The 26,106-nt window shown below is 71.5% G+C and carries 23 protein-coding genes and 2 pseudogenes; 8 read left to right on the top strand and 17 right to left on the bottom strand.

Annotation, left to right across the window (positions count from 1 at the left end):
• Window positions 1-56: 56 nt before the first annotated feature.
• The 4 genes from aceE to ACIQ87_RS25775 all read right to left on the bottom strand — a co-directional run bounded on the left by aceE (window position 57) and on the right by ACIQ87_RS25775 (window position 5,567).
• On the bottom strand, window positions 57-2,711 hold the full coding sequence (gene aceE, locus ACIQ87_RS25790; RefSeq protein ID WP_402410497.1) for a pyruvate dehydrogenase (acetyl-transferring), homodimeric type: 2,655 nt from the start codon (window positions 2,709-2,711) through the stop codon (window positions 57-59).
• 241 nt (window positions 2,712-2,952) lie between these two features.
• The gene (locus ACIQ87_RS25785) at window positions 2,953-3,618 is read right to left on the bottom strand and encodes a GntR family transcriptional regulator (RefSeq protein ID WP_402410495.1); all 666 of its coding nucleotides are present in this window, start codon (window positions 3,616-3,618) and stop codon (window positions 2,953-2,955) included.
• Window positions 3,619-3,939: 321 nt separating this feature from the next.
• Window positions 3,940-4,806, bottom strand: coding sequence for an MIP/aquaporin family protein (locus ACIQ87_RS25780; protein WP_402410493.1), 867 nt, complete (start codon window positions 4,804-4,806; stop codon window positions 3,940-3,942).
• A gap of 95 nt (window positions 4,807-4,901) precedes the next feature.
• Window positions 4,902-5,567 carry a hypothetical protein gene (locus ACIQ87_RS25775; protein WP_402410491.1) on the bottom strand — a complete coding sequence of 222 codons (666 nt, stop codon included), beginning with the start codon at window positions 5,565-5,567 and terminating at the stop codon, window positions 4,902-4,904.
• Window positions 5,568-5,683: 116 nt separating this feature from the next.
• On the opposite strand from ACIQ87_RS25775, the gene ACIQ87_RS25770 reads away from it, so the two are divergent.
• A complete protein-coding gene (locus tag ACIQ87_RS25770) occupies window positions 5,684-6,388 on the top strand; it encodes a TetR/AcrR family transcriptional regulator (protein ID WP_402410489.1) in 705 nt (234 codons plus the stop codon).
• 112 nt (window positions 6,389-6,500) lie between these two features.
• On the opposite strand, the gene ACIQ87_RS25765 is transcribed toward ACIQ87_RS25770, so the two are convergent.
• The 5 genes from ACIQ87_RS25765 to ACIQ87_RS25745 form a co-directional block, all read right to left on the bottom strand.
• Entirely contained in the window at window positions 6,501-7,127 is a 627-nt protein-coding gene (locus ACIQ87_RS25765; RefSeq protein ID WP_402410487.1) for a CoA transferase subunit B, read from the bottom strand.
• Window positions 7,127-7,897, bottom strand: coding sequence for a CoA transferase subunit A (locus ACIQ87_RS25760; RefSeq protein ID WP_402410485.1), 771 nt, complete (start codon window positions 7,895-7,897; stop codon window positions 7,127-7,129). The genes ACIQ87_RS25765 and ACIQ87_RS25760 overlap by 1 nt, the downstream gene beginning before the upstream one ends.
• Before the next feature lie 267 nt (window positions 7,898-8,164).
• A complete protein-coding gene (locus ACIQ87_RS25755; RefSeq protein WP_402410483.1) occupies window positions 8,165-9,781 on the bottom strand; it encodes a bifunctional 3-(3-hydroxy-phenyl)propionate/3-hydroxycinnamic acid hydroxylase in 1,617 nt (538 codons plus the stop codon).
• Window positions 9,778-10,689, bottom strand: coding sequence for a fumarylacetoacetate hydrolase family protein (locus tag ACIQ87_RS25750; RefSeq protein WP_402410481.1), 912 nt, complete (start codon window positions 10,687-10,689; stop codon window positions 9,778-9,780). The genes ACIQ87_RS25755 and ACIQ87_RS25750 overlap by 4 nt, the downstream gene beginning before the upstream one ends.
• Entirely contained in the window at window positions 10,686-11,684 is a 999-nt protein-coding gene (locus ACIQ87_RS25745) for a VOC family protein (protein WP_402410479.1), read from the bottom strand. The genes ACIQ87_RS25750 and ACIQ87_RS25745 overlap by 4 nt, the downstream gene beginning before the upstream one ends.
• A 576-nt stretch (window positions 11,685-12,260) precedes the next feature.
• On the opposite strand from ACIQ87_RS25745, the gene ACIQ87_RS25740 reads away from it, so the two are divergent.
• Both ACIQ87_RS25740 and ACIQ87_RS25735 read left to right on the top strand, forming a co-directional pair.
• The gene (locus ACIQ87_RS25740; protein ID WP_402410477.1) at window positions 12,261-12,842 is read left to right on the top strand and encodes a TetR/AcrR family transcriptional regulator; all 582 of its coding nucleotides are present in this window, start codon (window positions 12,261-12,263) and stop codon (window positions 12,840-12,842) included.
• Window positions 12,843-12,990: 148 nt separating this feature from the next.
• Window positions 12,991-13,740: an HXXEE domain-containing protein gene (locus ACIQ87_RS25735; protein WP_402410475.1), complete on the top strand. Its 750-nt coding sequence runs from the start codon at window positions 12,991-12,993 to the stop codon at window positions 13,738-13,740.
• A gap of 122 nt (window positions 13,741-13,862) precedes the next feature.
• Here ACIQ87_RS25735 and ACIQ87_RS25730 read toward each other — a convergent pair whose 3' ends face one another.
• The 4 genes and pseudogenes from ACIQ87_RS25730 to ACIQ87_RS25715 all read right to left on the bottom strand — a co-directional run bounded on the left by ACIQ87_RS25730 (window position 13,863) and on the right by ACIQ87_RS25715 (window position 17,087).
• Window positions 13,863-14,576, bottom strand: coding sequence for an SDR family NAD(P)-dependent oxidoreductase (locus ACIQ87_RS25730; RefSeq protein WP_402410517.1), 714 nt, complete (start codon window positions 14,574-14,576; stop codon window positions 13,863-13,865).
• Window positions 14,503-15,942 (bottom strand): amino acid permease, encoded by a 1,440-nt coding sequence (locus ACIQ87_RS25725; protein WP_402410473.1) that lies wholly within the window; start codon window positions 15,940-15,942, stop codon window positions 14,503-14,505. The genes ACIQ87_RS25730 and ACIQ87_RS25725 overlap by 74 nt, the downstream gene beginning before the upstream one ends.
• Window positions 15,939-16,298, bottom strand: a pseudogene (locus tag ACIQ87_RS25720) (FadR/GntR family transcriptional regulator); the annotation flags it as partial. The gene ACIQ87_RS25725 and the pseudogene ACIQ87_RS25720, both read right to left, overlap by 4 nt.
• Window positions 16,299-17,087, bottom strand: a complete 789-nt coding sequence (locus tag ACIQ87_RS25715) for a gamma-glutamyl-gamma-aminobutyrate hydrolase family protein (protein WP_402410471.1) — start codon at window positions 17,085-17,087, stop codon at window positions 16,299-16,301.
• 265 nt (window positions 17,088-17,352) lie between these two features.
• Here ACIQ87_RS25715 and ACIQ87_RS25710 point away from each other — a divergent pair, with 265 nt between their 5' ends.
• Window positions 17,353-18,261, top strand: coding sequence for a LysR substrate-binding domain-containing protein (locus ACIQ87_RS25710; RefSeq protein ID WP_402410469.1), 909 nt, complete (start codon window positions 17,353-17,355; stop codon window positions 18,259-18,261).
• Window positions 18,262-18,331: 70 nt separating this feature from the next.
• Here ACIQ87_RS25710 and ACIQ87_RS25705 read toward each other — a convergent pair whose 3' ends face one another.
• Complete coding sequence (locus tag ACIQ87_RS25705; RefSeq protein WP_402410467.1) at window positions 18,332-19,594, bottom strand: hypothetical protein; 1,263 nt, start codon at window positions 19,592-19,594, stop codon at window positions 18,332-18,334.
• Window positions 19,595-19,763: 169 nt separating this feature from the next.
• On the opposite strand from ACIQ87_RS25705, the pseudogene ACIQ87_RS25700 reads away from it, so the two are divergent.
• The 3 genes and pseudogenes from ACIQ87_RS25700 to pcaB all read left to right on the top strand — a co-directional run.
• A pseudogene (locus ACIQ87_RS25700) lies at window positions 19,764-19,850 on the top strand (carboxylesterase family protein); the annotation flags it as partial.
• 612 nt (window positions 19,851-20,462) lie between these two features.
• The gene (locus tag ACIQ87_RS25695; RefSeq protein ID WP_402410465.1) at window positions 20,463-22,382 is read left to right on the top strand and encodes an FAD/NAD(P)-binding protein; all 1,920 of its coding nucleotides are present in this window, start codon (window positions 20,463-20,465) and stop codon (window positions 22,380-22,382) included.
• On the top strand, window positions 22,382-23,791 hold the full coding sequence (pcaB, locus tag ACIQ87_RS25690; RefSeq protein WP_402410464.1) for a 3-carboxy-cis,cis-muconate cycloisomerase: 1,410 nt from the start codon (window positions 22,382-22,384) through the stop codon (window positions 23,789-23,791). The genes ACIQ87_RS25695 and pcaB overlap by 1 nt, the downstream gene beginning before the upstream one ends.
• A 114-nt stretch (window positions 23,792-23,905) precedes the next feature.
• On the opposite strand, the gene ACIQ87_RS25685 is transcribed toward pcaB, so the two are convergent.
• The 3 genes from ACIQ87_RS25685 to ACIQ87_RS25675 all read right to left on the bottom strand — a co-directional run bounded on the left by ACIQ87_RS25685 (window position 23,906) and on the right by ACIQ87_RS25675 (window position 25,525).
• Entirely contained in the window at window positions 23,906-24,187 is a 282-nt protein-coding gene (locus ACIQ87_RS25685) for a MerR family transcriptional regulator (RefSeq protein ID WP_402410462.1), read from the bottom strand.
• 413 nt (window positions 24,188-24,600) lie between these two features.
• Window positions 24,601-24,861, bottom strand: a complete 261-nt coding sequence (locus ACIQ87_RS25680; RefSeq protein ID WP_402410460.1) for a hypothetical protein — start codon at window positions 24,859-24,861, stop codon at window positions 24,601-24,603.
• Window positions 24,836-25,525, bottom strand: coding sequence for a hypothetical protein (locus tag ACIQ87_RS25675; RefSeq protein WP_402410458.1), 690 nt, complete (start codon window positions 25,523-25,525; stop codon window positions 24,836-24,838). The genes ACIQ87_RS25680 and ACIQ87_RS25675 overlap by 26 nt, the downstream gene beginning before the upstream one ends.
• 109 nt (window positions 25,526-25,634) lie before the next feature.
• Between ACIQ87_RS25675 and ACIQ87_RS25670 the strand changes: the two genes are divergently transcribed.
• Window positions 25,635-26,069, top strand: a complete 435-nt coding sequence (locus ACIQ87_RS25670) for an Hsp20/alpha crystallin family protein (protein ID WP_049649656.1) — start codon at window positions 25,635-25,637, stop codon at window positions 26,067-26,069.
• Window positions 26,070-26,106 lie beyond the last annotated feature (37 nt).

Here is a 26,106-nt window from a genome sequence, read left to right as displayed (position 1 = left end):
GCCGCCCGGTCCGACGCTCGGGGTCAGGAGGCGAGGCCCGGCCGCTGACCGGGAGCTCAGCTCCCTCCCGTCAGGCCGTAGCGCCGGGCGGCCAGTTGGGGCACATCCGGCTTGACGTCGCCGCGGGCGGCGAGCGTACGCAGGGCGTGCACGACGATGGACTCGGGGTCGACGCCGAAGTGCCGGCGTGCGTTGTCCCGGTTGTCGGAGAGGCCGAAGCCGTCGGTGCCCATGGAGGTCCACTGCTGCGGGACCCAGGGGGCGATCTGGTCCGGAACGGCGCGCATCCAGTCGGACACGGCGAGGACCGGCCCCGGTGCCTCGGCCAGCGCCTCGGTGACGTACGGAGTGCGGCCCCGGGCCTCGGCCTCCATGGCGTCCCGGCGCAGCAGTGTCCAGGAGGGTGCGGACCACACGTCGGCGGCGACGTTCCAGTCGGCGGCGAGCAGTTCCTGGGCCCGCAGGATCCAGTGGATCGCCGTGCCGGAGGCGAGGAGTTGCAGGCGCGGAACGTCTGCGGCGGACTCGGCGGCGGGCCGGTAGCGGTACAGGCCGCGCAGGATGCCCTCCTCGACTCCCTCGGCCTGCGGCATCGGCGGCTGGACCTTGGTCTCGTTGTAGACGGTGAGGTAGTAGAAGACGTCCTCGGGGGCCTCGCCGTGCATCCGCCGCAGCCCCTCGCGGACGATCACGCCGACCTCGTAGGCGAAGGCGGGATCGTAGGGGAGGCAGGCCGGGTTGGTGGAGGCGATGAGGTGCGAGTGGCCGTCGGCGTGCTGGAGGCCTTCGCCGGTCATGGTGGTGCGTCCCGCGGTGGCGCCGACGACGAAGCCTCGGCCCAGCTGGTCGGCGAGCGCCCAGAACTGGTCGGCGGTGCGCTGCCAGCCGAACATCGAGTAGAAGATGTAGAAGGGGATCATCGGTTCGCCGTGCGTGGCGTACGAGGTCGCGGCGGCGGTGAAGGAGGCGAGCGAACCGGCTTCCGTGATGCCCTCGTTGAGGATCTGGCCGTCGGTGGACTCCCTGTAGTACAGGAGCTGGTCCCGGTCGACGGGCTCGTAGGTCTGCCCCTTGGGGGAGTAGATGCCGGCGGACGGGAACAGCGACTCCATGCCGAAGGTGCGGGCTTCGTCCGGGACGACCGGCACCCAGCGCGGGCCCGTCTCCTTCTCCCGCATCAGGTCCTTGACCAGGCGGACGAAGGCCATGGTGGTGGCGATCGCCTGGTTGCCCGAACCCTTGGCGAGCGCGGCGAACGGCTTTTCGGCGGGGGCGGGCAGCGGCCGGGCGACGACCCGGCGGGCCGGGGCCGGACCGCCGAGCGCACGGCGGCGCTCCTGGAGGTAGGCGACCTCCTCCGAGCCGGCCCCCGGGTGCGCGTACGGGACCAGGTCCTCACCCAACCGGGCGTCGGGAATCGGGAGTTCGAGGAGGTCGCGCATGACGCGGAACTCCTTGCCGGAGAGCTTCTTCATCTGGTGGTTGGCGTTGCGGGACTCGAAGCCGGGGCCGAGCGTCCAGCCCTTGACCGTCTGGACCATGACGACGGTCGGAGCCCCGCGGTGCTCCAGTGCGGCCCGGTAGGCGGCGTGGACCTTGCGCGGTTCGTGTCCACCGCGGGAGGTGCCGACGATCCGGGCGAGGTCGCCGTCGCTGTAGTGGCGGGCGAGTCCGGCGAGCGCGCCGGTGAACAGGCGCTCGCGGATGTACGCGCCGTCGCGGGCGGCGAAGGTCTGCAACTGCCCGTCGGGCAGGGTCTCCAGGGCGTCGAGGAGCAGCCCGTCGGCGTCGGCGGCGAGCAGGCCGTCCCACTCCACGCCCCAGGGCACCTTGACGACGTTCCAGCCGGCCGCGCGGAACTGGGCCTCCAGCTCCTGCATGATCTTGAAGTTGCCGCGGACCGGGCCGTCGAGGCGCTGCAGGTTGCAGTTGACGACGAAGGTGAGGTTGTCGAGCTCCTCGCGGGCGGCGAGCGAGAGCGCCGCCGTGGCCTCCGGTTCGTCCATCTCGCCGTCGCCCAGGAACGCCCACACGTGGCTTCGGCTGGTGTCCTTGATCCCGCGGTGGTGCAGGTAGCGGTTGAAGCGGGCCTGGTAGATCGCCGAGAGAGGGCCGAGGCCCATGGAGACGGTCGGGAACTCCCACAGCCAGGGCAGCCGTCGCGGGTGCGGGTAGGAGGGCAGGCCGCCGCCGCCCGCCTCCATGCGGAACCGGTCCAACTCGGCTTCGTTCAGGCGTCCTTCGAGGAAGGTGCGGGCATAGACGCCGGGGGAGGCATGGCCCTGGACGTAGAGCTGATCGCCGCTGCCGTCGGCATCCTTGCCCTTGAAGAAGTGCTGGAAGCCGACTTCGTAGAGCCAGGCGGCCGATGCGTAGGTGGCCATGTGCCCGCCCAGGCCGCCGCGTTCGTTGCCGCGGGTGACCATCACGGCGGCGTTCCACCGGTTCCACGCCGTGATCCGCGCCTCTATCGCCTCGTCGCCGGGGTAGGCGGGTTCGGCGGCGGTCGGGATGGTGTTGACGTACGGAGTGACGGACTGCGGCGGCAGTGGCACGCCGGCTCGGCGCGCGTGATCGACGACCCGTCGTAGCAGTCGCGCGGTGCGCCGCGGCCCGACGGCGCCGACCGCACCGTCCACGGAGGCGAGCCATTCGGCGACCTCCTGCGGGTCGGGTTCGGGCAGTTGGTCGAGCTGGTGGTGCGCGGACATGGGTTTGCCCTTCCGTGGTGCGGGCCGACCGGAAGCGGGTAGCGCCTCCGGCGGTCGGCTTGGTGGGACTACTGCTGGGCATAGTGCTCAATGATCGATCAAATTTTACTGCCGCAATGAACCTGCGCTCTCCGCGCGCGGCAGGGGTGCGGGAAGCGTGGTTTTGCTGGAGCCGTGCCGGATCGCCCGGCCTCGCGTGTGCCCGGGGCGTGGTCTCACCCGGGCCAGGGGGCGGCCGGTGTCAGGTGCTCTTCGGCTCGCGCGCGTAGTCCATGACGTGCCGTTCCATGAGGCGCCCCAGGTGCGTGTCACCGCGGAGCAGGCCCTCGGCGATCTCCTCGTGGTCCTCCGCGTTGTCGTGCAGCTCCGTGCGCAGCCACCGCAGCGACAGGCGGGTCCACACCTCCACGCCCAGCCCGTCCCAGTGCCGGATGAGCACGGGATTCCCGCATGCGTGGACGATGACGCGGTGGAAGGCCACGCCGTGCAGGGCCTGGCCGTCGACGTCTCCCTCGATGGCCGCGCGGCGCATCGCGAGCAGGTGCTCCTCCAGCGCGGCGGTGTTCCCGGCGAGCCGGGGGGCGGCCAGCATGACGGCACGGCGCTCCAGGGCGGCGCGCACGACGTACACGTCCCGGAGCTGCTCCACGGTGAGCTCCTGGACGCGGGCGCCCTTGTTGGGGCTGGACGTCACGAGCTCCATGGCCTCCAGCTCGCGCAGTGCCTCGCGCACCGGAGCCTGGCTGGTGCCCAGCTCCACCGCGACCCGGCGCTCGACGATGCGGTCCCCGGGCTCCCAGCGGCCGGCGACCAGGCCTTCGAGGATGAAGGCGCGCACGTGTTCGTGCAGGGGGGCCCGCTCCAGGGAGAAGGACGTGGGATTCGTGGGGCTTGCGGGAACCGGCAACTCGACTCTCCTTCGCTCGCCAGATGAGCAATGATCGATCATTTTCCATGATACTCGCGCCATGCCGTGGGACACGTTGGTCCGCGACGTCCCGAAACTGGTCGCCGCCTACCTTGGCCACGACGTCTGATCGACGGTCGAGACCCCGGCCGATGCGCGGCGGCCGACGACCGGGGGCCAGGGTCCGGCGGTCGTCGGACGCGCAGGGGCGGGAACTCTCAGCGGATCGTGCGCCGTGGGCAGCACGAACACCGCCCGCTGTCGGCGGACGGTGTTCGTGCCGGCTTCGGCCGGCGTACCCCACGAGGGAGCGGGGGCTGATCAGTCGGTGTCCGTGTCGGGGGCGTGGCGGGTCCGTGCCCGGCGGGCGGGTGCGGCGAGCGTGTGCCGGATGCCGCCGCCGATGAAGGCGCCGATCACCGGGGCGAGCAGGTAGATCCACAGATGGGAGGTGTTCCCGGACAGCAGCGCCGGGCCGAACTGCCGTGCGGGGTTGGCGGATCCGCCGCTGCGGGGGCCCAGTGACGCGATGATGAGGGCGGTGGCCAGGCCCACGGCGTACGGCAGCAGCGGCAGCCAGGACGGGCGGCGCAGGAAGGCGCCGAGCATGAGGGTCACGACGGCGATGGCTCCGGCCTCCGCGATGAGCACCGCGGCGTCGTTCCAGGTCGGTGCGGGCGCAACGGCCGAGTACGCGATGGGGGCGTGGCGGGCGGCGGCCCCCCAGACGAGGCCTCCGAGCGCTGTGCCGGCCAGCGATCCGGCCGCCTGGGCGGCGATGTACGGGAGGACGGCCCGTCCGGGAAAGGCCCCGAGAACCCACAGGGCCACGGTGACGGCGGGATTCAGGTGCCCGCCGGAGTACCGCCCGGAAGGCGACAGGATGAGCGCGGTCAGCAGCACGCCGACGAGCGCGCCGAGGACGACCGGGGCGAGGTCCGGGTTCCCGATCGCCATGGGCGAGTCGGGCGCGAGCAGCCATCGCATCGCGGTGACGACGAGGAAGAGCAGCAGCGCGGTGAGGCCGAACTCGTGCGCCGCGCGGCGCAGGGTGTGCCGGGGCGGGCCGGCCGCGGGCGCTCGGCCGGGGAGGGCGGGCCGTGGCGGGGGAGGGGCCGGGGAGGGCTCCGGGACAGTCGATGTGGCAGAGGGCGGGTCTGGATTCGGGGGCGGTTTTCTGGTCCGCATGAGGGGTGACCTCGATGGTGTGGGGTGCGTGCCGGTAGGGCTGCGGGGTGGGGAACCCGGCAGCGCGAGGGTTCCCCACCGTCGTTCGGCCGTCGTCACCGAGCGGTGTGCGCGGCCTCCAGCCAGTTGAGGAACTCGCAGGCGAAGTGCCACTTGTGGCCGGTGAAGACGTGCTCGGGGGCGCTCGCGGGGAACTGGATCGTCAGGCGGATGCGCAGGCCGCGGGGGCCGTCGCCGAACTCGTGCATGACGCGGCAGATCTCGGTGCCGTCCGTGAGCCGGCCGGTGCCGCCGATCCGCACGGGGTAGGTCTCGTGGCCCTCGTCCTCGATCGCGACGCCGTCGTGGAAGGTGAGGAAGAAGCGCAGCGGTCCGGAGCCGATGGTCTCGATGATCTCGACCACCCCGTCGGCGGAGTTGGCGAGGTAGTGCTCCGGGTTGGCCGAGAGCAGCGCCGTCCGGTCGCCGCTCGCGAGCCGGCCCTGCCACCAGGTCAGGAACTCCTCGGCGGAGATCCCGTCGATCTCCATCTCGGTCACGGCGGACCGCCAGGCGCCGCCCGAGGCGTCCGGCAGCGGGGCCATGGTCTCGTCCGCCGCCCGGAGGTCCTCGGCGAGCAGTTCCCGCATCGCCTCGTCGCCGATCCGGTTCTTGAGCAGGGTGAGCGCGTTCCGGGCGCGGTTCAGTTCCCACTGGCGGATGTCGTCCTGCGTGTACTCCGTGCCGTCGATCACGGTCCGGACGGTCAGCGCGCCGTTCATGGCGTGCTCCTTTCGAGGAGATGGAACCCTTAGACGGAGAGTTTTTCTCCGCTTCTAAGACGATAATATAGGCGGAGAGGAACTCTCCGGTTCAGTGGGGCGATGGAAGGCGGTACATGATGCGGGCGGACGCGGCACGCAGCAGGCGACGGATCCTCGACGCGGCCCGTGACGTCTTCCTGACGCACGGCCTCGACGCACCGCTGGACCTGATCGTGCGCCGGGCCGGAATCGGGCCCGGCACGCTCTACCGGCGCTACCCCGACCGTGAGGCACTCGTCCGGGACCTCACCGGCGACCTGCTCACCCGCCTGGAGGGCGTGGCCGAGGCGGCCGCCGCGGCGGACGGCGACCCCTTCGAGGCCCTGCGCCGATTCGTCCACGGCGCGGCGGACCTGCGGATGGGCGCGGTCATCCCCGTCCTGCTCGAAGGCCTCGTCGTCGACGAGGAGCTCGTCCGCGTCCGCACCAGGACCGTGGACACCGTCCAGGCCCTGGTCGACGCCGCACACCGCTCGGGCCGGCTGCGCCACGACGTGGGCATGGGCGACCTCGTCCTGCTCTCGATCCGCCTCTCCCGTCCCCTGCCCGGCGGCCTGGAGCGTCTCGACGCCGACGGCGACCTCCTGCACCGCCACCTCGACCTGGCCCTTGACGGCCTCGACACGGCACCGGCGACCGCGTCCGCGGCAGACCGGGCGCCGGGCGCTCCCCTGGGCTTCGCCGACCTCGTCGCCGCCGCCGACCGCCCGGCCACCGCCGACCGCCCGGCCACCGCCGACCGCCCGGCCACCGCCGACCGGAGGCCCACGGACGGGTAGGTGATGTCGTCGGCCGCCCTGCCGTACGGCCCGGACCGCGGCGCCCGGGTGGCGATGGGCTTCGCCTCGGCGCGTGTCCTGCCGGTGCCGACGACGAGGGTGGGGTGCGCTGTCAGCGGATCTTCGCGCCCGTTCTGCGGGCGATCTCGTCGGTGGTGACGCCGGGCGCCGTCTCGACGAGGACCAGGCCGCCCTCGGTGACGTCCAGGACGCCGAGGTCGGTGATGATCCGGTCGACGCAGGCCCTGCCGGTGAGCGGCAGGTCGCACTCCTCGACGATCTTCGGGCTGCCGTCCTTGGCGGTGTGGGACATGGTGACGATGACCCGTCGGGCGCCGTGCACCAGGTCCATGGCTCCGCCGATGCCGGTCACCATCCTGCCGGGGACGGCCCAGTTGGCGAGGTCGCCGTGCTGGGAGACCTGCATGGCGCCGAGCACGGCGGTGCCGATGTGTCCGCCGCGGATCATGCCGAAGGACAGGGCGGAGTCGAAGAACGAGGCGCCGGGCAGCACGGTGACCGTCTCCTTGCCCGCGTTGATCAGATCGGGGTCCACCTCGTCCTCGTAGGGGAACCGGCCGGTGCCGAGGATGCCGTTCTCCGACTCCAGCACGAGGTGGACGCCGTCGGGCAGGTGGTTGGGGATCAGCGTCGGCAGGCCGATCCCGAGGTTGACGTACTCGCCGTCGCGCAGCTCGCGGGCCGCGCGTGCGGCCACCTCGTCGCGTGTCCAGGCCATCAGGCCCGCACCTCCCTGGGCGTGGCGGTGACCTTCTCGATTTTCTTGTCGGTGGCCTGTTCCGGGGTGAGCGCCACCACGCGCTGCACGAAGATGCCCGGCAGGTGGACCTGGTCGGGGTCGATCCCGCCGGGTTCGACCAGTTCCTCGACCTCGGCGATCGTGATCCGGCCGGCCATGGCCGCCAAGGGGTTGAAGTTGCGGGAGGACTTGTTGAAGACCAGGTTGCCGTGCCGGTCGCCCTTGGCCGCCCGTAGCAGGGCGAAGTCGGTGGTGATGCCGTGCTCCAGGACGTGTTCCGTGCCCCCGAACTCGCGGGTCTCCTTGGCCGGGGAGGCCACGGCCACCCCGCCGGCGCCGTCGTAGCGCCAGGGCAGTCCGCCGTCGGCGACCTGGGTGCCGACGCCGGCGGGGGTGTAGAAGGCGGGGATGCCGCAGCCGCCGGCGCGCAGCCGCTCGGCCAGCGTTCCCTGCGGGATCAGTTCGAGCTCTATCTCTCCGCCGAGGTACTGGCGGGCGAACTCCTTGTTGCCGCCGATGTAGCTGCCGGTGACACGGACGATCCGGCCCGCCGCCAACAGGACCGCGAGGCCCGACTCCATCGCCCCGCAGTTGTTGGAGACCACGTCCAGGCCCGTGACGCCCGCGTCGTGGAGGGCCTCGATGAGGACCGTTGGCACTCCGCTGAGTCCGAAACCGCCGACCGCGAGGGACGCCCCGTCCGGGATGTCCGCCACGGCCTGCGCGGCTGACGCGACCACTTTGTCCATCTGTCCGCCCACTTCCTTTCATGGTGCCCGGCGCCTTCGCCGAGGTTGTCGTCCGCATGCGCGAGCGGCTGAATGTCTCCGTCGGAGCGGCGATGCCCCGTGGCGTCGCGTTGCCGCCCCGGGCCGGGCCGGGCCGGGGTCCCGGCCCGGCCAGGGTGGGGAGGTGCTGTCGCCGGGCTACCCGTCCGGCCCCTCGGCAGCCGCCCGGCCGGTGTCGGACCTGCGGCCGCACACGTCGCGGACACGGCCCCTGGAACTGCCCGGCCGTCAGCACAGGCTGGGTGCGGCGTCCAGGGGGTTCCGCAGGCGGCTGATCATGACGGTGAGGAGGTCGGCGACCTCCGCGGAGGTGTTCGCCTGTCCGTAGGTGTAGAAGTCCGGGCGTACGAGGATCGCCCGGGCGTTCGAGGAGGCGAACCACCGGTTGTACGTGCCGTCGAAGTCGACGTAGGAGCCCGGGAACTCCACGGGGGCTTTGGAGACGTAGACCACGTTGATCGTGAGGAAGCCGGAGACCGCGTCACAGATCCGGCGGGCGTCCTCGGCGAGGGAACGGTCGGCGCAGAACAGTGTCCACCCCGATCCCGCCACGTCGTCGAACCGCTTGACCTTGTCCTCGTGGACGACGAGGCCCTGTACTCCGAGCCGGCCGCGGGTGCCGGAGCCGGCGTCGGCCTTGTCGAGGAAGCCCGCCGTCAGGGCCGGAAGCGGGGGGACGGGCGGCAGTCCGTGCCGACGGATCTCGGCGTCCCGTTCGGCCGCCTTCTGCGGGTCGGTCTCGCACAGGATGGCGCCCAGCGCGATCGCGATCCGGGTGATCTCGCAGACGTGGTCCCGTCGCTCCCGGGTGTAGGTCTCCAGGAGGTCGTCCGAGGTGGCGCCCTTCAGGACCAGGTCCAGTTTCCAGGCGAGGTTGGCGGCGTCGCGGATTCCCGAGCACATGCCCTGCCCCAGGAACGGCGGCATGAGGTGCGCGGCGTCGCCGGCCAGGACGGCCCGGCCGCTGACGAAGTCGTGGGCGACCAGGGACTGGAAGGTGTAGAGGGTGCGGCGGATCAGCGTCGCGTTCTCGGGGGTGACGCCCCAGCGTTCGAGCTTGCTCCAGCAGCCGGCCTCGCTGACGAGTTCGGCGGGGTCTTCTCCCGGCATCAGCATGAACTCCCACCGGGCGTGTTCGCGGGCCAGCCAGCGGAAGAGGGTGACGGGACGCTCGGGGTCGCACATCTGGCCGGAGGCGGGCATGGCGATCTCCCGGTCCGGTTCGTGGAGTCTGACGTCCACGATGGAGAGCGTCTCGGAGAATCCGAAGTCGTCCCAGGTGATGCCGGTCGCCTTGCGGACGAACGAGTTGGCTCCGTCGGCGCCGATGACGTAGCGGGCGCGGACCGTCGTGGTGGCGCCGTTCGGCTCCCACCGCTGTCCGTCCTGCGTCCCGCCGCGGAAGGTCATCTCCACCCGGTCCTCGTGTTGTTCGAGGCCGACCGCTTCCCAGCCGCGGTGGACGCAGACGTTCTCGTGGGCTTCGGCCGCCTGTGACAGCAGGGCTTCGAGGTCGGGCTGGTAGAAGATGTAGTCGGACCTCCAGGACGACGTGGTGGGCTTGCCCCAGTCGATCTGGAAGAGGAGGTCTCCGTTGCCGTCGACCCAGTCGTACTCGGTGGCCGGGACGGCCCGCGCCTCGAACCGGTCGGCGACGCCGATGGACTGGAGGATGCGGACGATCTCGTCGTCGACGTGCCCGGCCCTGGGAAGCGGGTACGGCAGTTCCCAGCGCTCGTACACCCCGACCCTCCAGCCCTTCCGCCCGAGCAGGGCCGCCAGCGTCTGGCCCACCGGGCCGTATCCGACGATGCAGACGTCCATGTCGATCGGTGCCTCGTTCATTCCGTGCTCCCCGGCTGGCTCGCGGTCCTCGTTCCGGCCGGGCCGGCGTGCCGGGCGCGCACCTCGTGGCGCATGGTCCCCACCCCGTCGACGCTGGTTTCGAGGACGTCTCCGTCGTTCAGGAAGCGCGGGGGCGTACGGCCGATGCCGACCCCCGAGGGGGTTCCGGTGAAGATCAGGTCGCCGGGCCGCAGCACGACGATGTCGGAGAGGTAGGAGACCACCTTCGGGATGCTGAAGATGAGGTCCCTGGTGGACCCGCTCTGGACGGTCTCGCCGTTGATGGTGCAGCTGACGGTGATGTCGTCCCGGTCGTCGAACTCGTCCGGTGTGGCGATGAACGGCCCGACCGGTCCGTACCCGGGGCGGGACTTGCCCAGGGTGGGCTGGCTGTTCACGCCCAGCCGGTTCTGCACCGACCGGTCGGAGACGTCCTGGCCGGCGGTGATGCCCGCGACATGGCTCCACGCCTCGGACTCGGGGACCCGGTGGGCGGTCCTGCCGATCACGACGACCACCTCGGCCTCCCAGTCGATGGTGTCGTTGGCGAGCGTGACCGCTCCGAACGGGGCCGCGAGGGAGGACGTGAACTTCGCGAACACGAACGGGTGCTCGGGAACGGCGAGGCCGGATTCGACCGCGTGACTCATGTAGTTGAGGCCGATGCACAGGATCTGCCCGGGTGCCGGCGAAGGGCTGAGGAGGTTGTTCTCGCTCCAGGTGACGTTCGCCGCGGGGGAGAGGGAGCCGTGGTCGAGCCCGGCCGCCCGCTCGGTGACCTCCTCCCACCGGGACAGCGCGGTGCGCGGGTCGGCGAGGCTCTCGTCCCCGGTGGCGCGGGCCAGGTCGATGCCGGTGCCGCTCGTCGTGACGAGTGTGGAGCGGCCGTTGACGTTGGCGAATCTCATGCGTGGCCCCAAGGGTTTCCGAGTCCGGCCACATCGATGGCGGACGCTGGTCGGTCGGTGGTCGAGACGGCCGGCAGGACTTCGAGGAAAGCCTCCGGCATCGGGTTGCTGAGGTAGAAGTCGGAGGATCCCTGGGCCGGAGTCCACTTGACCGGCTTGTGGTCCGGGGCGATGCGCTGGAGGCCGGGGGAGACGATCTCCAGGCGCATTCCTCCGGGTTCGCGCACGTAGACCGAGAAGGACTCCCCGTGCCCGTGGCGTCCCGGGCCCCATTCGATCGGGACGCCGGCTTCGCGGAAGATCTCGGCGGCACGGATGACATCGGCGCGCTCGTCGACCTGCAGGGCGAAGTGGTGGAACCGGCCCCGGTGCCCGGAGTCGTCGCGCAGGAAGGCCAGTTGGAATGCCGAGCCGGTGGACAGGGTCGCGAAGATGGCGGGGCCGTCCTCGGGCACCTCCGTCCATTCGGTGAGGAAGACGCCGAGGTTCCTCTCGTACCACCGCGCGTCCCCGAGCACGTCGGCGGAGGGGAAGTTCACGTGGTCGAGGTGGCGGGCGGCGACTCCGCGGGCGGTGGTGCGCTGCGGGCGGGTGGGCAGTGGCGAGGCCAGGTGCTGGGGTGCCTGGTAGTGCTCGGTCTCCCAGAAGATCTTCTGCTGTTGCCCGTTGGGTCCGGCGAAGAGGTACGACCTCCCCTGCCGAGGGGCCGGCTCCTGCCAGCCGAGGCCCCCGTTGTCCGGGCCGAGCCGGCGCGCCGCGAGGTCGAGGGCTTCGGCGCTGTTGGCCCGCCATCCGATGTGGCCGAGGCCCGTCGCGGGGCTCCGGGTGAGGATCAGGTCGTAGGGGAGGTAGTTGCCCCACGTCCTGAGGAAGACCGAGTCGTCGTGTTCGAGGACGACCTCCATGCCGACGAGGTCGTGGAAGAACGCGACGCTCTCCTGGAGCGTGGGTGTGAGGATTTCGACGTGAGCGAGGTGCGCGATGAGATGGTCCATCTCCGTCCCTTCTGACTGTCGTGGGCGTGCTTCGTCGAGCCGCCGGGTGCCGATGGCTTTGCCGGGGATCGGGGTCGCGGGGGGATGCGCGTGATGTCCCGTCCGACGATCACGTGGCCGGGAGCCCTCCTGTGCGCGGCACTTCGCCGTCACGGTGGGGTGGGATCGGGGTGCCCCGGTCGATGAGCCGGAGGAGTGCGGGCCAGGGCCTTCCGTTCGGGCAGAGCTCCGGCGACGCGGGCCGCGGATGCGGAGCGGTGTCCGCCGTGGCCCCGGGGAAGCATTTTTAGCACGATGTCCGATAATGGGGAAGAGGTGGCGGTCCCCGCGTCTCGGGAGGCGTGGGCGAGCTGTCGGTGGGGCTCGAGGTCCGGCGAGGCGGATGGCGGGATCGGCTTCCCCGAGAGCCGGAAGATCTGCTCAAAGGGCAGCTGAGCAAGGTTTTTCCGCGCGCGAGCGCCTCCGAAGCGTCGGGCCGCGGCCGACGTCGGCAGGTGCCCCGCCGGCTCCGCCCGCCGTGTCGCCGCCGCGAGAGGCTAGAATTTTGGGGCGTTGTTCTATAATCTGGAGGGAACCTTGACTCAGACCGCTCCCAGGGGACGGCCGGCTCACATCGACCGCTTCCGCGTGCGGGACGCCGCACTGGCCCTTCTCGAGGAACTCGGGTTCGAAGAGGTCAGTACGGCGCAGATCGCGGCCGCCGTAGGGATCAGCCGGTCCAGCCTGGCCCGCTTCTACCCCACGAAACAGCAGATCGTCTGGGAGGGACTCGACGACCTTTCCCGCCGGCTCTCCGCGCAGCTCGAACGGTCCCCGGAGCGGGGCTCGGTCTCGGCAAGGCTCAAGGCATCCATCGAGGTGGCCCTGGCCCTTCCGGAGAGCGAGCTGAGCGTTCTTCGAACACGGCTTCGGCTCGTACGGGACAACCCCGGCTTGCAGGTGAAACGAGCCTATGGGCGAGACCCCCTCGCCCAGGTCATCAGGGCCTTCATCGAGGCCAACTCGAGAACGGCCTACACCGAGGGTGAACTGTCCTGCCTGGCCGCACTCGTCGCCACAGCCGTCGACACGGCACTCATCGAGTGGAGCGGTTCGGACGAGACACGGCCGGCGAGTCACATCGCCGACTGCCTGGGGTTCATCCTCCCGATTCTCTGACCCGGCGTGCCGCCGAGACGAAGGGCCTCGGCCGCCCGCCCGCCTCGGCTGTGCCGACCCAGGGCGCAGCCTGCCCCGGGTCAGCCGCAGCGACGGACCGCCCCGAACGGCCGGTCCTGACCCAGACCCCTGAAAGGTGTCTCACGGCATGTTCTCCACTTTCGATCTGGAGTTCCCCTGGATCGGCCTCGGTGCCGCCGTCGTGCTCACGGTCCTCCTCCTGGCGACCGACGCGCTGCGCGGCGACCGCGTCCTCTCCCGGTGGAAGGATCCCGTCTGGCTGGCCTGGCTCGCCGTCGTGATGTACCTGGTCCACATCTTCGAGGAGTACGGCATCGCCGCCAACGGCGCCCGGCACGCCTTCCCCGAATCGCTGTGCACCACGCTCGGCCAGGGCGCCTATCCCGACTGCGCGATCCCGACGGAGTTCTACCTCTTCGTCAACATCGGGCTGACCTGGGTCGTGGCGGTGCTCTGCGCCCTGTTCGCCCGCCGGTACGTGATGATGGGTTTCGCGTTCTACAGCCTCGTCGTCGTCAACTGCTGCTTCCACATCGTCCCGACCCTCGTCACCGGAACGTACAACCCGGGCATGCTGACCTCGGTCGTGATGTTCCTGCCGGCCTCGGTCTGGGTCGGCAACGTGTTCCTCAAGCACCGGGAACCGGCGCTCGGCGTGGGGCGCCTGCTGGGCATCGTCGGTGTCGGCCTGGTCGTCAACGGCTCCCTGCCGCTCACGCTCAACCTGTTCCTGAACGACGTCATCCCCGCGGCGGTGCTCGACCTGCTGCAGCTCGTCAACGCGGGGCTCATCGTGCTGGTCGGCGCCCTCCTGCAGAGGTCCCTCTCCCGAAGCCGTGCCACTGCGGCGACGACCGGCGACAGGGTCGGTACGTGAGAGGCTGCCCGCCCCCGCCCACCCGGCGCGGGTAGCCGGCCTCCGGCCCAGACGGCCCGGAGGACGCGACGGTGTCGTGGTGCCCGACACCGTCGCGTTCCCCTTCGGGTGTCCCGCTCCGGTCAGCGGGTGCTGTGTGCGCCCCCGTTGACGTGCAGCACCTGGCCCGTGATGTGACGGGCCCCGGGGGAGGCGAGGAAGGCGACCGCGGCGGCGACGTCCGCGGGGGCGCCGGCGCGGCCGGTCGCCGTGGCCGCGACGAGGGCGGTGCGGCGGGCTTCCGGGAGGCGGTCGCGGAAGAACTCCGTGTCGGCGATGTAGCCGGGCGAGACGATGTTCGCGGTGATGCCGCGCGGCCCGAGCTCGCGGGTCAGATCCAGGTTCCAGGCGGCGAGCCCCGCCTTGGCGGCCCCGTAGGAGCCGGCTCCCTGGTCGGCGGCGATCGAGCCGATGTGGACGACCGCGCCACCGGGAGCGAGCCGTTCGTGCAGTGCCCTCGTGGTCAGGGCGGCACTCACCAGGTTCGCGTCCAGGTTGGCGCGGAAGTCCCGGGCGTATGCGGCCAGGTCCGTGGCTCCGTCGGCGTCGAAGTCGGTGTTGCCACCCGCGTTGTTCACGAGGACGTCGATCCGGTCCGGCAGATCGGACAGGAGGGCCGTGAGTGCTCGGGGGTCGGTGTGGTCGCACACCAGCGCGCGGACGCCGGACTCCGCCGCCAGTTCCACGGAGCGGACCGCGCGGGGTCCCCCGGGCCGCCCGGGTTCAGTCGTCGGCTCCGGCGGCGGCGCGTGCGATGCGCCCGCGGATCGCGTACCAGCCGGCGACGAGTGCCGCAGCGATGAGCGGTACGCACAGCACGGTGGTGCGTCCGGCGCCGCCGTCGGCGTACATGAGGACCAGGACGGCAGCGAGGAAGGCCAGCGTCACGAGTTCGGTCCAGGGCGAGCCGGGCAGGCGGTAGCCGGGGCGGGTCAGTTCGCCGGCCGTGGTCTTCCGCCAGAACAGGAGGTGGCAGACCATGATCATGCCCCAGGTGGAGATGATGCCGATGGCCGCGAGGTTGAGCACGATCTCGAACGCGTCGGCGGGGACCACGAAGTTGAGGCCGACACCGAGGACGCACATGCCGCTGGTGAGCAGGATGCCGCCGTAGGGCACCTGGGTGCGGCTCATCCGTGCGGTGAAACGTGGGGCCGATCCGTTGACGGCCATGGAGCGCAGGATGCGGCCGGTGGAGTAGAGGCCGGAGTTGAGCGAGGACATCGCCGCGGTGAGGACGACCAGGTTCATCACACTGCCCGCCGCCGGGACACCGATGTGGGAGAGCACCGTCACGAAGGGACTCTGGCCGGAGGTGTACTTGTTCCACGGCATCAGCATCGACAGCAGCACGACCGAGCCGACGTAGAACAGGCCCACGCGCCACATGATCGAGTTGATCGCCTTCGGCATGATCTTCTCGGGGTTCTCGGTCTCCCCGGCCGTCACGCCGACCAGTTCGACGGAGGCGTAGGCGAAGACGACGCCCTGGATGATCAGCAGCATCGGCAGCAGGCCGCTGGGAAAGATCCCACCGTTGTCGGCGATCAGGGACGGACCGGGTACGACGCCGTCGACCGGGTGCTGGGTGACGAGCAGGAAGATCCCGATTCCCATGAAGACGACCAGGGCGCTGACCTTGACGATGGCGAACCAGAACTCCAGTTCGCCGAAGATCCGCACCGAGATGAGGTTCACGGTGAGGACCACGGCCAGGGCTATGAGCGCGATCACCCACTGCGGGACGTCGGAGAACAGGTGCCAGTAGTGGGTGTACGTGGCGACGGCGGTGATGTCGGCGATGCCGGTGGTCGCCCAGTTGAGGAAGTACATCCAGCCGGCGGTGTACGCGCCCTTCTCCCCCAGGAACTCCCGGGCGTACGACACGAAGGCGCCGGAGGACGGGCGGTACAGGACCAACTCGCCGAGCGCTCGCACGACGAGGAACGCGAAGACGCCGCAGATGGCGTACGCGACGAACAGGGAGGGCCCGGCATCGGCGAGCCGTCCGCCCGCGCCGAGGAACAGCCCGGTGCCGATGGCACCGCCGATGGCGATCATGTTGACGTGCCGGGCTTTCAGGGACTTGCTGTAGCCGGTGTCGCCGGCGTCGACGTGACGGGTCGTGGGGCGCTTCTCGTCATTGAGGAACTGCTCGCTCACGCCTCGGCTCTGCCTTCTCTTGAGGTGTCCGCGCGCTGGGGGCGCACGATGTCGGTGAGGGTGGCCTCCACGCGGTGGAGGTGGTGGGACATCGCCTCGACGGCGTCGGGCTCGGAACCGTCGATCAGGGCCTCGACGATCGCCCGGTGCTCGCAGTCGGACTGCTCGCGCCGACCGCCGAGTTCGTCGAGGAGGGTCGACTGACGCGCCAGTGCGTCACGGATCTCCTCGGTCACCCGGCGGAACACCGGGTTGCCGGAGGCCTCGGCCACCGCCGGGTGGAACACGGTGTCCAGGGCGACCCACGCGGTGGTGTCGGTCTCCGGCTCCATCCGGTCGAGCAGGTGGGCCAGGTGTCAGGACGCCGGGGTCGACGGAGTGACCTCCGGTGTACCCCGTCGGATGCGCACCTTGCTCTCGGCGATGGGACCCGGAGCGGGGTTCGGGGCCGACCTGGCGGCGGCCACCAGGGCGTGCACCACGGCCGAATCGAAAGCCACTTCGGGGTGCCACTGCACGCCGACCGCGAAGCGGTGCCGGGTGCTCTCGATCGCCTCGACGGTGCCGTCCGCCGTGCGGGCGCCCACGATCAAGCCGGCCCCGAGGGAGTCCACCGCCTGATGGTGGTGCGTGGCGACCTGGCGGGTCCCCGGAATGAGTGCGCCGATCCGCGTCCCCGGCACCGTGGTGACGGCATGGGGGGAGAAGTGGCCGCCGTGCAGGTTGTGCCCGTGGTGACCCACCGTTTCGGGGAGGTGCTGGATCAGGGTGCCGCCGGCATGCACGTTCATCAACTGCATTCCCCGGCACACTCCGAGCACCGGTACGTCACGCGCGAGAGCCTCGGCCAGCACAGCCCACTCCCACTGGTCGCGCTCGCGGGCCGGCGGTCCCGTGCACGGATGCGGCTGCGCCCCGTACAGTGCGGGATCCACGTCCTCGCCGCTGGTCAGGACGATCGCGTCCAGGCGCGCGACGACATCGGCCGCGGCTTCCGGCGCGTCCGGCGGCAGCAGGACCACGCGGCCGCCCGCCGCCTGGAGACAGCTGACGTACGCCGCGGGCAGCAGCGCGGCGGGCAGCTTCCACTCCCCCCACTGGGCGTCGGCGAGGTAGGTGGTCAGTCCGATGAGTGGCCTGGGCATACCACTTCCTTTCAGGGGCGGGAGTCGATCGCCGACGGCCGTCTCCTCCGCAGCCCACCCGCCCGACGGACGCGGGTCAGGAGTGCTGCGGAAGAGGGGGTGCACGGCGCCGCGGGCGCACGAACGCGCCCGACGAGGGAGGTGGTGGGTCGCGGACCCGGGGGCGGGGTCTTGCGCATTCAGGCCGCGAGCAAGAATCCTGCTGCCGTTCATGCTTAAGCACAAGAAAAGACATCTTCGCGACAGATAAGTGGGCCTTAACTCCGTGCAGAGACTCGACCCCCGGTTGCTCGCCACCCTCGAAGCCGTGGTCCGCCACCGCTCCTTCAACGCCGCCGCACGCGAGTTGGGCTACAGCGCGCCCGCCGTCTCGCAACAGATCGCCGAACTCGAACGCCGCGCCGGTCTCATCCTGATCGAGCGCCGCCCCGTACGCGCCACCCCGGCCGGCATGGTCCTCCTCGACGCCGAACAGCGTGTCCGAAGCGCACTGGCGGCGGCGTCCGTGGAACTGGACGCCATGCGTGCGGGCACTGCCGGACGGATCAGGCTCGGCGCCTTCGCCTCCGCCGCCGCCGGCATCGTCCCGCAGGCGCTGGCAGAGCTTCACGCGACCTATCCCGATGTGGAGGTCAGCCTCTCCCAAGTGGAGCCCGAGGCCGGCTACAACCGGCTCAAGCGGGGAGACATGGATCTGGCCCTCAGTTACGACTACGACTTCATCCCGATGCCGCCGCCCCGGGCGCTGCGCCGAACGCTGGTCGCACGGGACCCGGTCGTGGCGGTGGTCCCGGCCGACCACCACCTCGCCGACCGGGACGTCATCGACCTGGCCGGCCTCGCGTCCGAGACGTGGATCGCGGCTCCGGAGGCCGCGTTGCGCCTGGAACTGCTCGCTCAGATGGCCAAGACCCCGGGCTTCCAGGCCCGCCTGGAATACGACGGCGACGACTTCAACACCGTGCTCGGCTTCGTGGCCGCCGGCCTGTGCGTCGCCGTCATGCCGCGCCTGGCCCTCCCCCCGGGTAGCACCCAGGTCGTCGCGCGCCCCCTCGCCGATCCGGAGCTGACGCGCTTCATCTACACGGTCCGCATCGACACCAGGCACGCCCCGCGCGCCCTCCTGGCCCTGGAACGGATGCTCGCCGCGCAGGCACTGGCCGCCCTCTCATGAGGCGGGGCAACGCCTCGACGACTTCGGCCCCGGAGGGCCGGCCCGCCTGCGGAGCCCTCCGGGCAACCTCTCACGCCTCCGCTCGGACACTCCGGTCGGCGGTGAGCCGCTCCCGCCACTCGGCCACGGCGACGGGGGACATCGCCGCGAGACGGGCGATCACCTCGTCCTCCCGCCCGTCGGTCCAGCTGAGGACCCGGGTCAGGACGGTGTTCCGGACCAGGCGGACCTCCTTGAGCAACTCCTCCAAGCGCTTCAGCTCCTCCCCGGTGGCGGCAAGGGTGTCATCGACCGCCGCCCTTTCCTCGGCCCGCTGTTGCCGCAGGTAGGCCGCCAGGCCGGTGAGGACCACACCGTCGTCGGCCGCAGCGCTGCGAAACGTCTCGACGAGGTGGTCCAACACGCAGTCAGGGGCGTCGGCGAGACTCGCTCCCACGACCTTCGCGCCCTCCCAACTGCTCCGTCCGGCATCGCTGGTCCGCAGCCAGAGCCCGGCTTCGACCGGGGCGCGGTCGCCGCAAGCGGCCGCGCGGTAGGCGTACAGAGCCGCACGGTGACCGTAGAAGGTGTAGCCCTCCTCGATCCGGACGCCCGCCGGAGCGCACATGCGTCCCGGAACGCCGCCGTAACCGGAATCGGGTTCGTAAGTGGCGTAGGCGTCCAGCTCGGCGTCGGTAGCCGTCGCCCAATCCGGATCGCACAGCTCCGGATTCCGGGCGAGGAAGTCCGCCACTTCTATCCGCCATCCGGGAACCGGGCTCATGCGGGGTTCGGACCAGGCCACCGTGCCCGTCGCATCGAGCGTGTAGAGGCAGGCCTGTTCGAGGTCGGTCCAGGCCGTGGCAGCCTCGGCGGACCACTCCAGATCCCCGGCCGGGCCCACACGATGCAGCGAGTCGATCACCCGCTGGACCATGGGCAGGATCCGTCGGACCAGTGTGTAGAGCTCCTCCGTGCTGAAGAAGCGCCAGGTATCGGCGCCCTGCTCGTCGACAGTGCGGTGGGTGAGCAGGAGCGCGAACACGGCCGGGGAAGGCAGAGCGCCATCGCCGGCCGTGGCCCGGCGGTGCCCCGGAAGCCAGGGGGCGGTGCCCTCGTCCTGGGTTCGCCAGTCGGTGTCCCCGAACCAAACGGCACCGGTGGCGGCGTCGACGGCGAGCCACTGCTGGTAGCCGTTACCCGGCCCGAACCGTTCCCGGTGGTGCTCGGCCCGCTGGTCGTGCCACACGTATTCCGCTGGGGGCGGATTGAGTTGGACGGCGACGAAACCGTCCTGCGGGGTGTGCCCGACAACGACATGTGCAGTCGGTTTGCTGTTCTCGGTTCCGGACATGCGGCTCCCTCCGTGCCGGACCGTGGCGGATCCGCCACTGTGCGACACCGAGCCTGCCCTGTGGGAGCGGTTACGATCAAATCCGATCAGTTGTGGATTTGTCGCCCAATGAAAGTCCGTCCACGTGCGGACGCGACGGGGCTGGCGACAGGCGATCGTGGAACGCCGCCTACCCGGTTCCGGAACCTTCGGACTGACCGACCAACAGGCGGCGCTGCGCTGGGTGCGCGCCGAGATCGGCGCCTTCGGCGGTGACCGCGTCCAACGTGACGCCGACCGGCTGCGACTTCCAGCCGGGTGCCCCGGTACAGGGCGATGCCCGGTTCCCGTGCCGGCGCGGCGACGAGTCCGTGCGGGCCGACGGACACCAGTGCCGGGACCGCCCTCGCCGCGGCCGCCTTGCGCACGCACGGAGGCACCGCATCCGCCGCGTCGCCGCATCCGGCGTGCCGACTTCACTCCCGTCGGCCGCCGCTCGACGGCCCCGTATCGTCCGTGCACGTCAAATACCCTTTTGCGCCAGGAAGTTCACGGTGCGTTGACTCTGGCGCCGAACGCTGGGCATGATGCCGATCATCCAGGCCGGATGTAGTCGAAAGTACATTCCCCACCCGCACCCTGCACGTTTCCGCAGAAGATGCACAAGGACAGGAGGGAGCCCGGTGGGGAACATCCGCACGGCTCCGATGGAGCCGGAAGTGCGCCCAAGCCGGTCGGTAGGTCTCGGAGCGCACCGCACCGGCCGCGCGGACGGGATGCTCGTCACCTGGTGGGAACACCGGGGTGGGGCGGGGGCCGGGGGCGCTCGCCGCACCGCCCCCAGGGCGGGCCATGCCGTACTGCCCGGCCGGGCGTGGTGGCGCCGGTCATGACGGAGACCCGCATGCGAGTGGCCCTGATAGGCGCGGGCCCCCGCAGTCTGTCCGTACTGGAACGGCTCTGTGCCAACGAGCGGGTCAACCCCTCCCCGCGTCCCCTGACCGTGCACCTGATCGACCCCGACCCGCCCGGGGCGGGCAGGGTCTGGCGCACCGACCAGTCGCGGCACCTGCTGATGAACACCGTGGCGTCCCAAGTCACCGTGTTCACCGACGGCAGCGTACGGATCGACGGCCCGGTCGAGCCCGGGCCGAGCCTGTACGAGTGGGCCCGTTCGCCGTACGGGGCCGAGGTCGATGTGCTGGCCGAGGCGGCCGCGCTGGGCCCCGACTCCTACCCCACCCGTGCGTTCTACGGCGCGTACCTGCGGGCTGTGTTCCAGCGCCTGGTCGAGCGAGCGCCGCAGCATGTCACGGTCCGGGTGCACCGCTCCCGGGCCGTCGCCCTCACCGGAGAGGGGTCACAGCAGGTCCGGCTGGCGGACGGCAGCACGGTCGACGCACTGGACGCCGTGGTGCTGGCCACGGGGCACCTGCCGGCCTTACTGGGCCCTGGGGAACAGCAACTCGCCGACACCGCGGCGGCATCGGGGCTCCGCTACCTGCCGCCGGGCAATCCTGCCGACGCCGACCTGAGTGCCATCCGGCCGGGAGAACGTGTTCTGCTGCGCGGCCTCGGGCTGAACTTCTTCGACCACCTGGCGCTGCTGACCGAGGGCCGGGGCGGCACGTTCACCCCCCGCGACGGCCGGCTGGTGTACCGGGCCTCCGGCAAGGAGCCTGTGCTGTACGCGAGTTCGCGGCGCGGTGTGCCGTACCAGGCTCGTGGCGAGAACCAGAAGGGCGCCTACGGGCGGTACGTCCCGAGACTGCTCTCGGTCGAGTTCGTCAGCGCCCTTCGCCGTCAGGGCACCCCGCTCGACTTCCGTCGCGACCTGTGGCCGCTGATCGCCCGCGAGGTCGAGAGCGTGTACTACGGCGCGCTGCTGGACGTCCGAGACCGCCAGGCCGACCGGGTGCCGTTCACCGAGCTCTACCTGGCTGCCGAACGGCCGGAGCGGCGGGCCGAACTTCTGCATGCGTACGGCATCGACCGGGCGGACCACTGGGACTGGGAACGCCTGGCCCAACCGTGTGTGGGCCGGGAGTTCGGCGACCGGGCGGAGTTCCGGTCCTGGCTGCTGGAGTACCTGTCACAGGACCTGCGGGAGGCCCGCGCCGGCAACCTCCGGGGCCCGCTGAAGGCCGCGCTGGACGTCCTGCGCGACCTGCGCAACGAGATCCGGCTCGCGGTGGACCACGGCGGCCTGGCCGGCGACTCGCACCGCGAGGACCTGGAGCGCTGGTACACCCCGCTCAACGCGTTTCTGTCGATCGGTCCGCCGGCCGCCCGGATCGAGCAGATGATCGCGCTGATCGAGGCGGGCGTGCTCGAACTCACCGGCCCCGGAACCACGGTGAGCGTCGACGCCGACCGCCGCGCCTTCGTCGCCCGTTCCGGCCGGGTGCCGGGGCCGCCGGTCCTGGCCACGGTGCTGATCGAGGCCAGGCTCCCCGAACCGGACGTGCGCCGGACCGCCGACCCGCTGCTGCGGCACCTGCTGGACTGCGGCCGGATCGCCCCCTACCGGACGCCGGGCGCCGGCGGTGACGAGACCGGAGGGCATGAGACAGGGGGACTGCACGTGACCGCCCGCCCGTACCGGGTGGTCGACGCCGAAGGGAACGCGCACCCGCGCCGGTTCGCCTACGGGGTTCCCACCGAAGGCGTCCACTGGGTCACGGCGGCCGGCATCCGTCCCGGGGTGGACTCCGTGACCCTGGGCGACTCGGATGCGATCGCACGCGCCATACTTTCGCTCCGGCCCGTGGGGCACCAGGAAGCCAACAGGACAGGAGCCAGCGCGTGATGCTTGAGACCGTGCCATCCGAGGCGGAGGCGGACACCGGTCTGCTCTCGCCGGTCCGGGCCGGCACCCCGATCGAAGGCGCGGTCGGCGACCGGGCCTGGCTCCAGGCGATGCTGGACGCCGAAGCGGCGCTGGCGCGGACACAGGCCGGACTCGGAGTGGTGCCGGCATCGGCGGCCGGGGCCATCACCGCTCTCGCCCGGGTCGAGAACTTCGACGTACGTGCGCTCGCACTGGCCTCCCGGGAGACCGCCAACCCCGTGGTCGGCCTGGTCCGGGCCCTGACCGAGTTGGTGGCAGCCCGGTACCCCGAGGCGGCGGAGTACGTCCACTCCGGCTCGACCAGCCAGGACATCCTGGACACCGGGGCGATGCTGGTCGCGGCCCGCGCCCTGCGGATCATCCGGGCGGACCTGGACCGGGTGGCCGAAGCGCTCGCCGCACTGGCCGAGGCCCACCGGTCCACCCCGATGGCCGGGCGCACCCTCGCCCTCCAGGCCGTGCCCACCACCTTCGGCCTGAAAGCCGCCGGATGGCGGCAGTCGGTGCTGGACGCCGACCACCGGCTGGCGCTGGTCGAGCGGACCGGCCTGCCGGTCTCGTTGGGCGGCGCGGCCGGCACACTGGCCGGATACCTGGAGAACGCCCGCGCCGCCGACCCCGCCACCGACGACGACCCGGCCGGCTACCTCGACCGCCTGGTCGACGCCTTCGCCGCCGAGACCGGGCTGGCCCGGCCGGTCCTGCCCTGGCACGCGCTGCGGACCCCCATCGCCGACCTGGCCGCCGCGCTCGCGTTCACGGCCGGGGCACTCGGGAAGATGGCGGTCGACGTGCAGGTCCTGACGCGGACCGAGATCGGCGAGGTCGGCGAGCGGCCGGTGGCCGGACGCGGAGCCTCCTCCGCCATGCCGCACAAGCAGAACCCGGTGCACTCCACCCTGATCCGCAGTGCCGCACTCCAGGTCCCGGTCATCGCCACCGGTCTGACGCAGTGCCTGATCACCGAGGACGAACGCTCCGGCGGCGTCTGGCACGCCGAGTGGCAGCTGCTGCGAGAGGCACTCCGGCTGACCGGCGGCGCCGCGCACACCGCGGTGGAACTCGCCGAGGGACTGCAGGTACGGCCCGAACGGATGGCGGCGAACCTCGCACTGACCAGCAGTCAGATCGTCTCCGAACGCGTCTCCGCCGTCCTCGCCCCCCTGCTCGGTCGTGCGGCCGCCCGATCCCTGTCCTCCAGGGCCGCCGCGACCGCCGCGACCACGGGCCGTGAACTCGCCGAGGTACTCGCCGAACTTCCCGAACTGAAGGACGTGTTCACTCCGGAGGCACTGGCAGCGCTGTGCCGCCCAGAGGACTACCTCGGAGCCGCGGAGCCACTGGTCGACCGGGCCCTGCGGCTCTGACCCCGGCGGGCAACGGTCGGCCGGTGCGCCGGAGCGGGGGATTCGTCTCGGGGGTGGCCGGCGGTGCGCGGCTGTCGCCTGCCGCGGGTCGGTCTCGTTGCCCTGGTGGGCGGGTCAGGTGTCGGCGGGGGGTTCCTGGCCGGCCTGGGAGTGGCGCAGTTGTTCGTTGATGCGCAGGGCTTCTTCGAGTTGGTCTTCGAGGATGATGATGCGGCAGGCGGCGTCGATGGCGGTGCCCTGGTCGACGAGGTCGCGGGCGCGCATGGCGATCCGTAGTTGGTAGCGGGAGTAGCGGCGGTGTCCGCCCGCCGAGCGCAATGGTGTGATGAGGCCCTGCTCGCCGAGGGAGCGCGGGAAGCCGGGGGTGGTGCCGGTCATCTCGGCGGCGCGGCCCATGGTGTAGGCGGGGTGGTCCGGGCGGTTCGCCGCCGGTCGCCGATCCGGAGGTGGTCGTGGAGGCGCGCGGGATCCGGCTCGGCGGGCAACTGGCCCTGCCCGAGGGAGCTGCGGGGACCGTGCTCTTCGCCCACGGCAGTGGCAGCAGCCGGCACAGCCCGCGCAACCGCTTTGTGGCGAGCGCCCTGAACCGGGCGGGCCTGGCCACCCTGCTCTTCGACCTCCTCGCGAGGAGGAGGAATGCGACCGGGCGAACGTCAAGTGGGCATCGCCCCGGATCCGGCAGGCTGTGACGGACATCGGGGCCGCCCGGAGCCGGTACGCCGCCGGAGACCACCAGCGCCGACCGGCCCCCGGGCGCGCCGGTGGGGCACGGGTGCCGGGCCGGACGTCTGCGGTGGCTTCCGGCCCGGTCAGGTCGGCCGGTTGTCCGCCCGTGTGGTCCGGGGGCTGCCCGGATCGGGGGCGGGCAACGGCCAGTCGGGGTGGGCGAGCCGGCGGCGCAGGGCGTCGAGCCGGGCGAGGTGGTGGTCGAGGGCGGCGGTGGCGGTGCTCGTGGTGGCGGCTACTCGTGCTTCGAGGTCGTGGACCCGGTCCAGGAGGTCCTGCCAGCGCCTTTCGGCGGCGGCGGTGGAGGCGGCGAGAGGGTCAGATGCGGCGTCGGTCGCTGTCATTGCGGAGCTGGGTGGTGTGGTGGATGAGGGTGTCGAGGCGGGTGGCGAGGTCGCCCTGGCCGGTGCCGAGGTGGGGGCGGACGGCGGCGAGGGGCTCTATGAGGTCGGCGGGGTCGGTGGCGCCGAGGGCGGCGGTCAGCGCGGCCTGGGCGGGGCGGGCGCCGGGGGCGAGTGCGGTCGTGGTGATCTGGGCGGCGAGGACCCGCAGCTCGGCGGCGTTGTCGCGGGCCCAGGCGGTGACCGTCCGGTCGGCGGCCCGCCGGTCGCGGACGGCCTTGACGCGTTCCGCGCCGGTGGCGGCCTGCGTCCTGCCCCCACCGGCGGGCTTGAGGCGCAGGTAGCGGTTCTCGGCGGCCTGGCGGCTGGCGACGCCCATGGGCCGGGCGAGGTCGGCCCAGGTGGCGCCAGCCTCCCGGGCGCTCTCCACCAGGCCGGCTTCCCAGCCGGCGAGCTGGCCGCGCAGCTCGCGCAGCAGCACGAGTGCGGCCAGGGCCTGCTCGGGGCCACTGGGCTCGGCAGGGGTGGTCGGGGGCTGGGACGCGGGGTTCTGGGCGGTGCGGACGGCGTCGTCGATGGCGGCCAGCGCCGCCGCGGCTGCCAGGAACGAGGCGGGCTCGACCGGCGGGGAGGCGTCGGGGGCGGCTCTGCGGGACTTCTCGCTCATGTAGTCACTCTATAGGCGACATGGCAGCTTGTCATCGGATGGATGACGCGCTAGAAAGGAGTCAGGTGAAGCGCACTGGCACCCATTCGATCAGTGGAGGTGTTTCGCAATGCTGCTGCGCACTGACCCGTTCCGCGAGCTGGACCGGCTGACCCAGCAGTTCCTCAACACGACCGGCACCTGGTCGCGTCCGACGCCGATGCCGCTGGACGCCTACCGGGCCGGCGACGAGTACGTGATCTGCTTCGACCTGCCGGGGGTTGACCCGGAGGCGATCGACATCGACGTCGAGCGGAACATGGTGACCGTCAAGGCCGAACGCCGCCCGCGCCAGGAAGGCGAGGGCATCAAGTGGGAGCTGTCCGAGCGCCCGCTCGGCGTGTTCTCCCGCCAGGTCATGCTCTCCGACACCCTCGACCCCGCCGGGATCACCGCCGACTACGACGCCGGCGTGCTGACCCTGAAGATCCCGGTCGCCGAGAAGGCCAAGCCCCGCAAGATCGAGATCAGCCACAGCGGCAGCCGCAAGCAGATCCAGGCCTGACCGGCCCCGATGCCGTTCCGGCCGCCCCGGATCTCTC

The organism is Kitasatospora sp. NPDC096204 (assembly GCF_044763205.1).
Classification (GTDB): domain Bacteria; phylum Actinomycetota; class Actinomycetes; order Streptomycetales; family Streptomycetaceae; genus Kitasatospora.
The sequence above is the reverse complement of the archived record's forward strand: the minus strand, read 5'-3'. Positions and strand labels throughout refer to the sequence as shown.

Bases quoted from the DNA above. Each gene is read 5' to 3' on its own strand.
- ACIQ87_RS25715 (WP_402410471.1), bottom strand. From the start codon at position 17,087: ATGCCCAGGCCACTCATCGGACTGACCACCTACCTCGCCGACGCCCAG.
- ACIQ87_RS25750 (WP_402410481.1), bottom strand. From the start codon at position 10,689: ATGAGATTCGCCAACGTCAACGGCCGCTCCACACTCGTCACGACGAGC.
- ACIQ87_RS25765 (WP_402410487.1), bottom strand. From the start codon at position 7,127: ATGGCCTGGACACGCGACGAGGTGGCCGCACGCGCGGCCCGCGAGCTG.
- ACIQ87_RS25745 (WP_402410479.1), bottom strand. From the start codon at position 11,684: ATGGACCATCTCATCGCGCACCTCGCTCACGTCGAAATCCTCACACCC.
- ACIQ87_RS25735 (WP_402410475.1), top strand. From the start codon at position 12,991: ATGTTCTCCACTTTCGATCTGGAGTTCCCCTGGATCGGCCTCGGTGCC.
- aceE (WP_402410497.1), bottom strand. From the start codon at position 2,711: ATGTCCGCGCACCACCAGCTCGACCAACTGCCCGAACCCGACCCGCAG.
- ACIQ87_RS25705 (WP_402410467.1), bottom strand. From the start codon at position 19,594: ATGTCCGGAACCGAGAACAGCAAACCGACTGCACATGTCGTTGTCGGG.
- ACIQ87_RS25695 (WP_402410465.1), top strand. From the start codon at position 20,463: ATGACGGAGACCCGCATGCGAGTGGCCCTGATAGGCGCGGGCCCCCGC.
- ACIQ87_RS25775 (WP_402410491.1), bottom strand. From the start codon at position 5,567: ATGAACGGCGCGCTGACCGTCCGGACCGTGATCGACGGCACGGAGTAC.
- ACIQ87_RS25685 (WP_402410462.1), bottom strand. From the start codon at position 24,187: ATGGGCCGCGCCGCCGAGATGACCGGCACCACCCCCGGCTTCCCGCGC.
- ACIQ87_RS25680 (WP_402410460.1), bottom strand. From the start codon at position 24,861: ATGACAGCGACCGACGCCGCATCTGACCCTCTCGCCGCCTCCACCGCC.
- ACIQ87_RS25670 (WP_049649656.1), top strand. From the start codon at position 25,635: ATGCTGCTGCGCACTGACCCGTTCCGCGAGCTGGACCGGCTGACCCAG.
- ACIQ87_RS25760 (WP_402410485.1), bottom strand. From the start codon at position 7,897: ATGGACAAAGTGGTCGCGTCAGCCGCGCAGGCCGTGGCGGACATCCCG.
- ACIQ87_RS25770 (WP_402410489.1), top strand. From the start codon at position 5,684: ATGATGCGGGCGGACGCGGCACGCAGCAGGCGACGGATCCTCGACGCG.
- pcaB (WP_402410464.1), top strand. From the start codon at position 22,382: ATGCTTGAGACCGTGCCATCCGAGGCGGAGGCGGACACCGGTCTGCTC.
- ACIQ87_RS25675 (WP_402410458.1), bottom strand. From the start codon at position 25,525: ATGAGCGAGAAGTCCCGCAGAGCCGCCCCCGACGCCTCCCCGCCGGTC.
- ACIQ87_RS25780 (WP_402410493.1), bottom strand. From the start codon at position 4,806: ATGCGGACCAGAAAACCGCCCCCGAATCCAGACCCGCCCTCTGCCACA.
- ACIQ87_RS25755 (WP_402410483.1), bottom strand. From the start codon at position 9,781: ATGAACGAGGCACCGATCGACATGGACGTCTGCATCGTCGGATACGGC.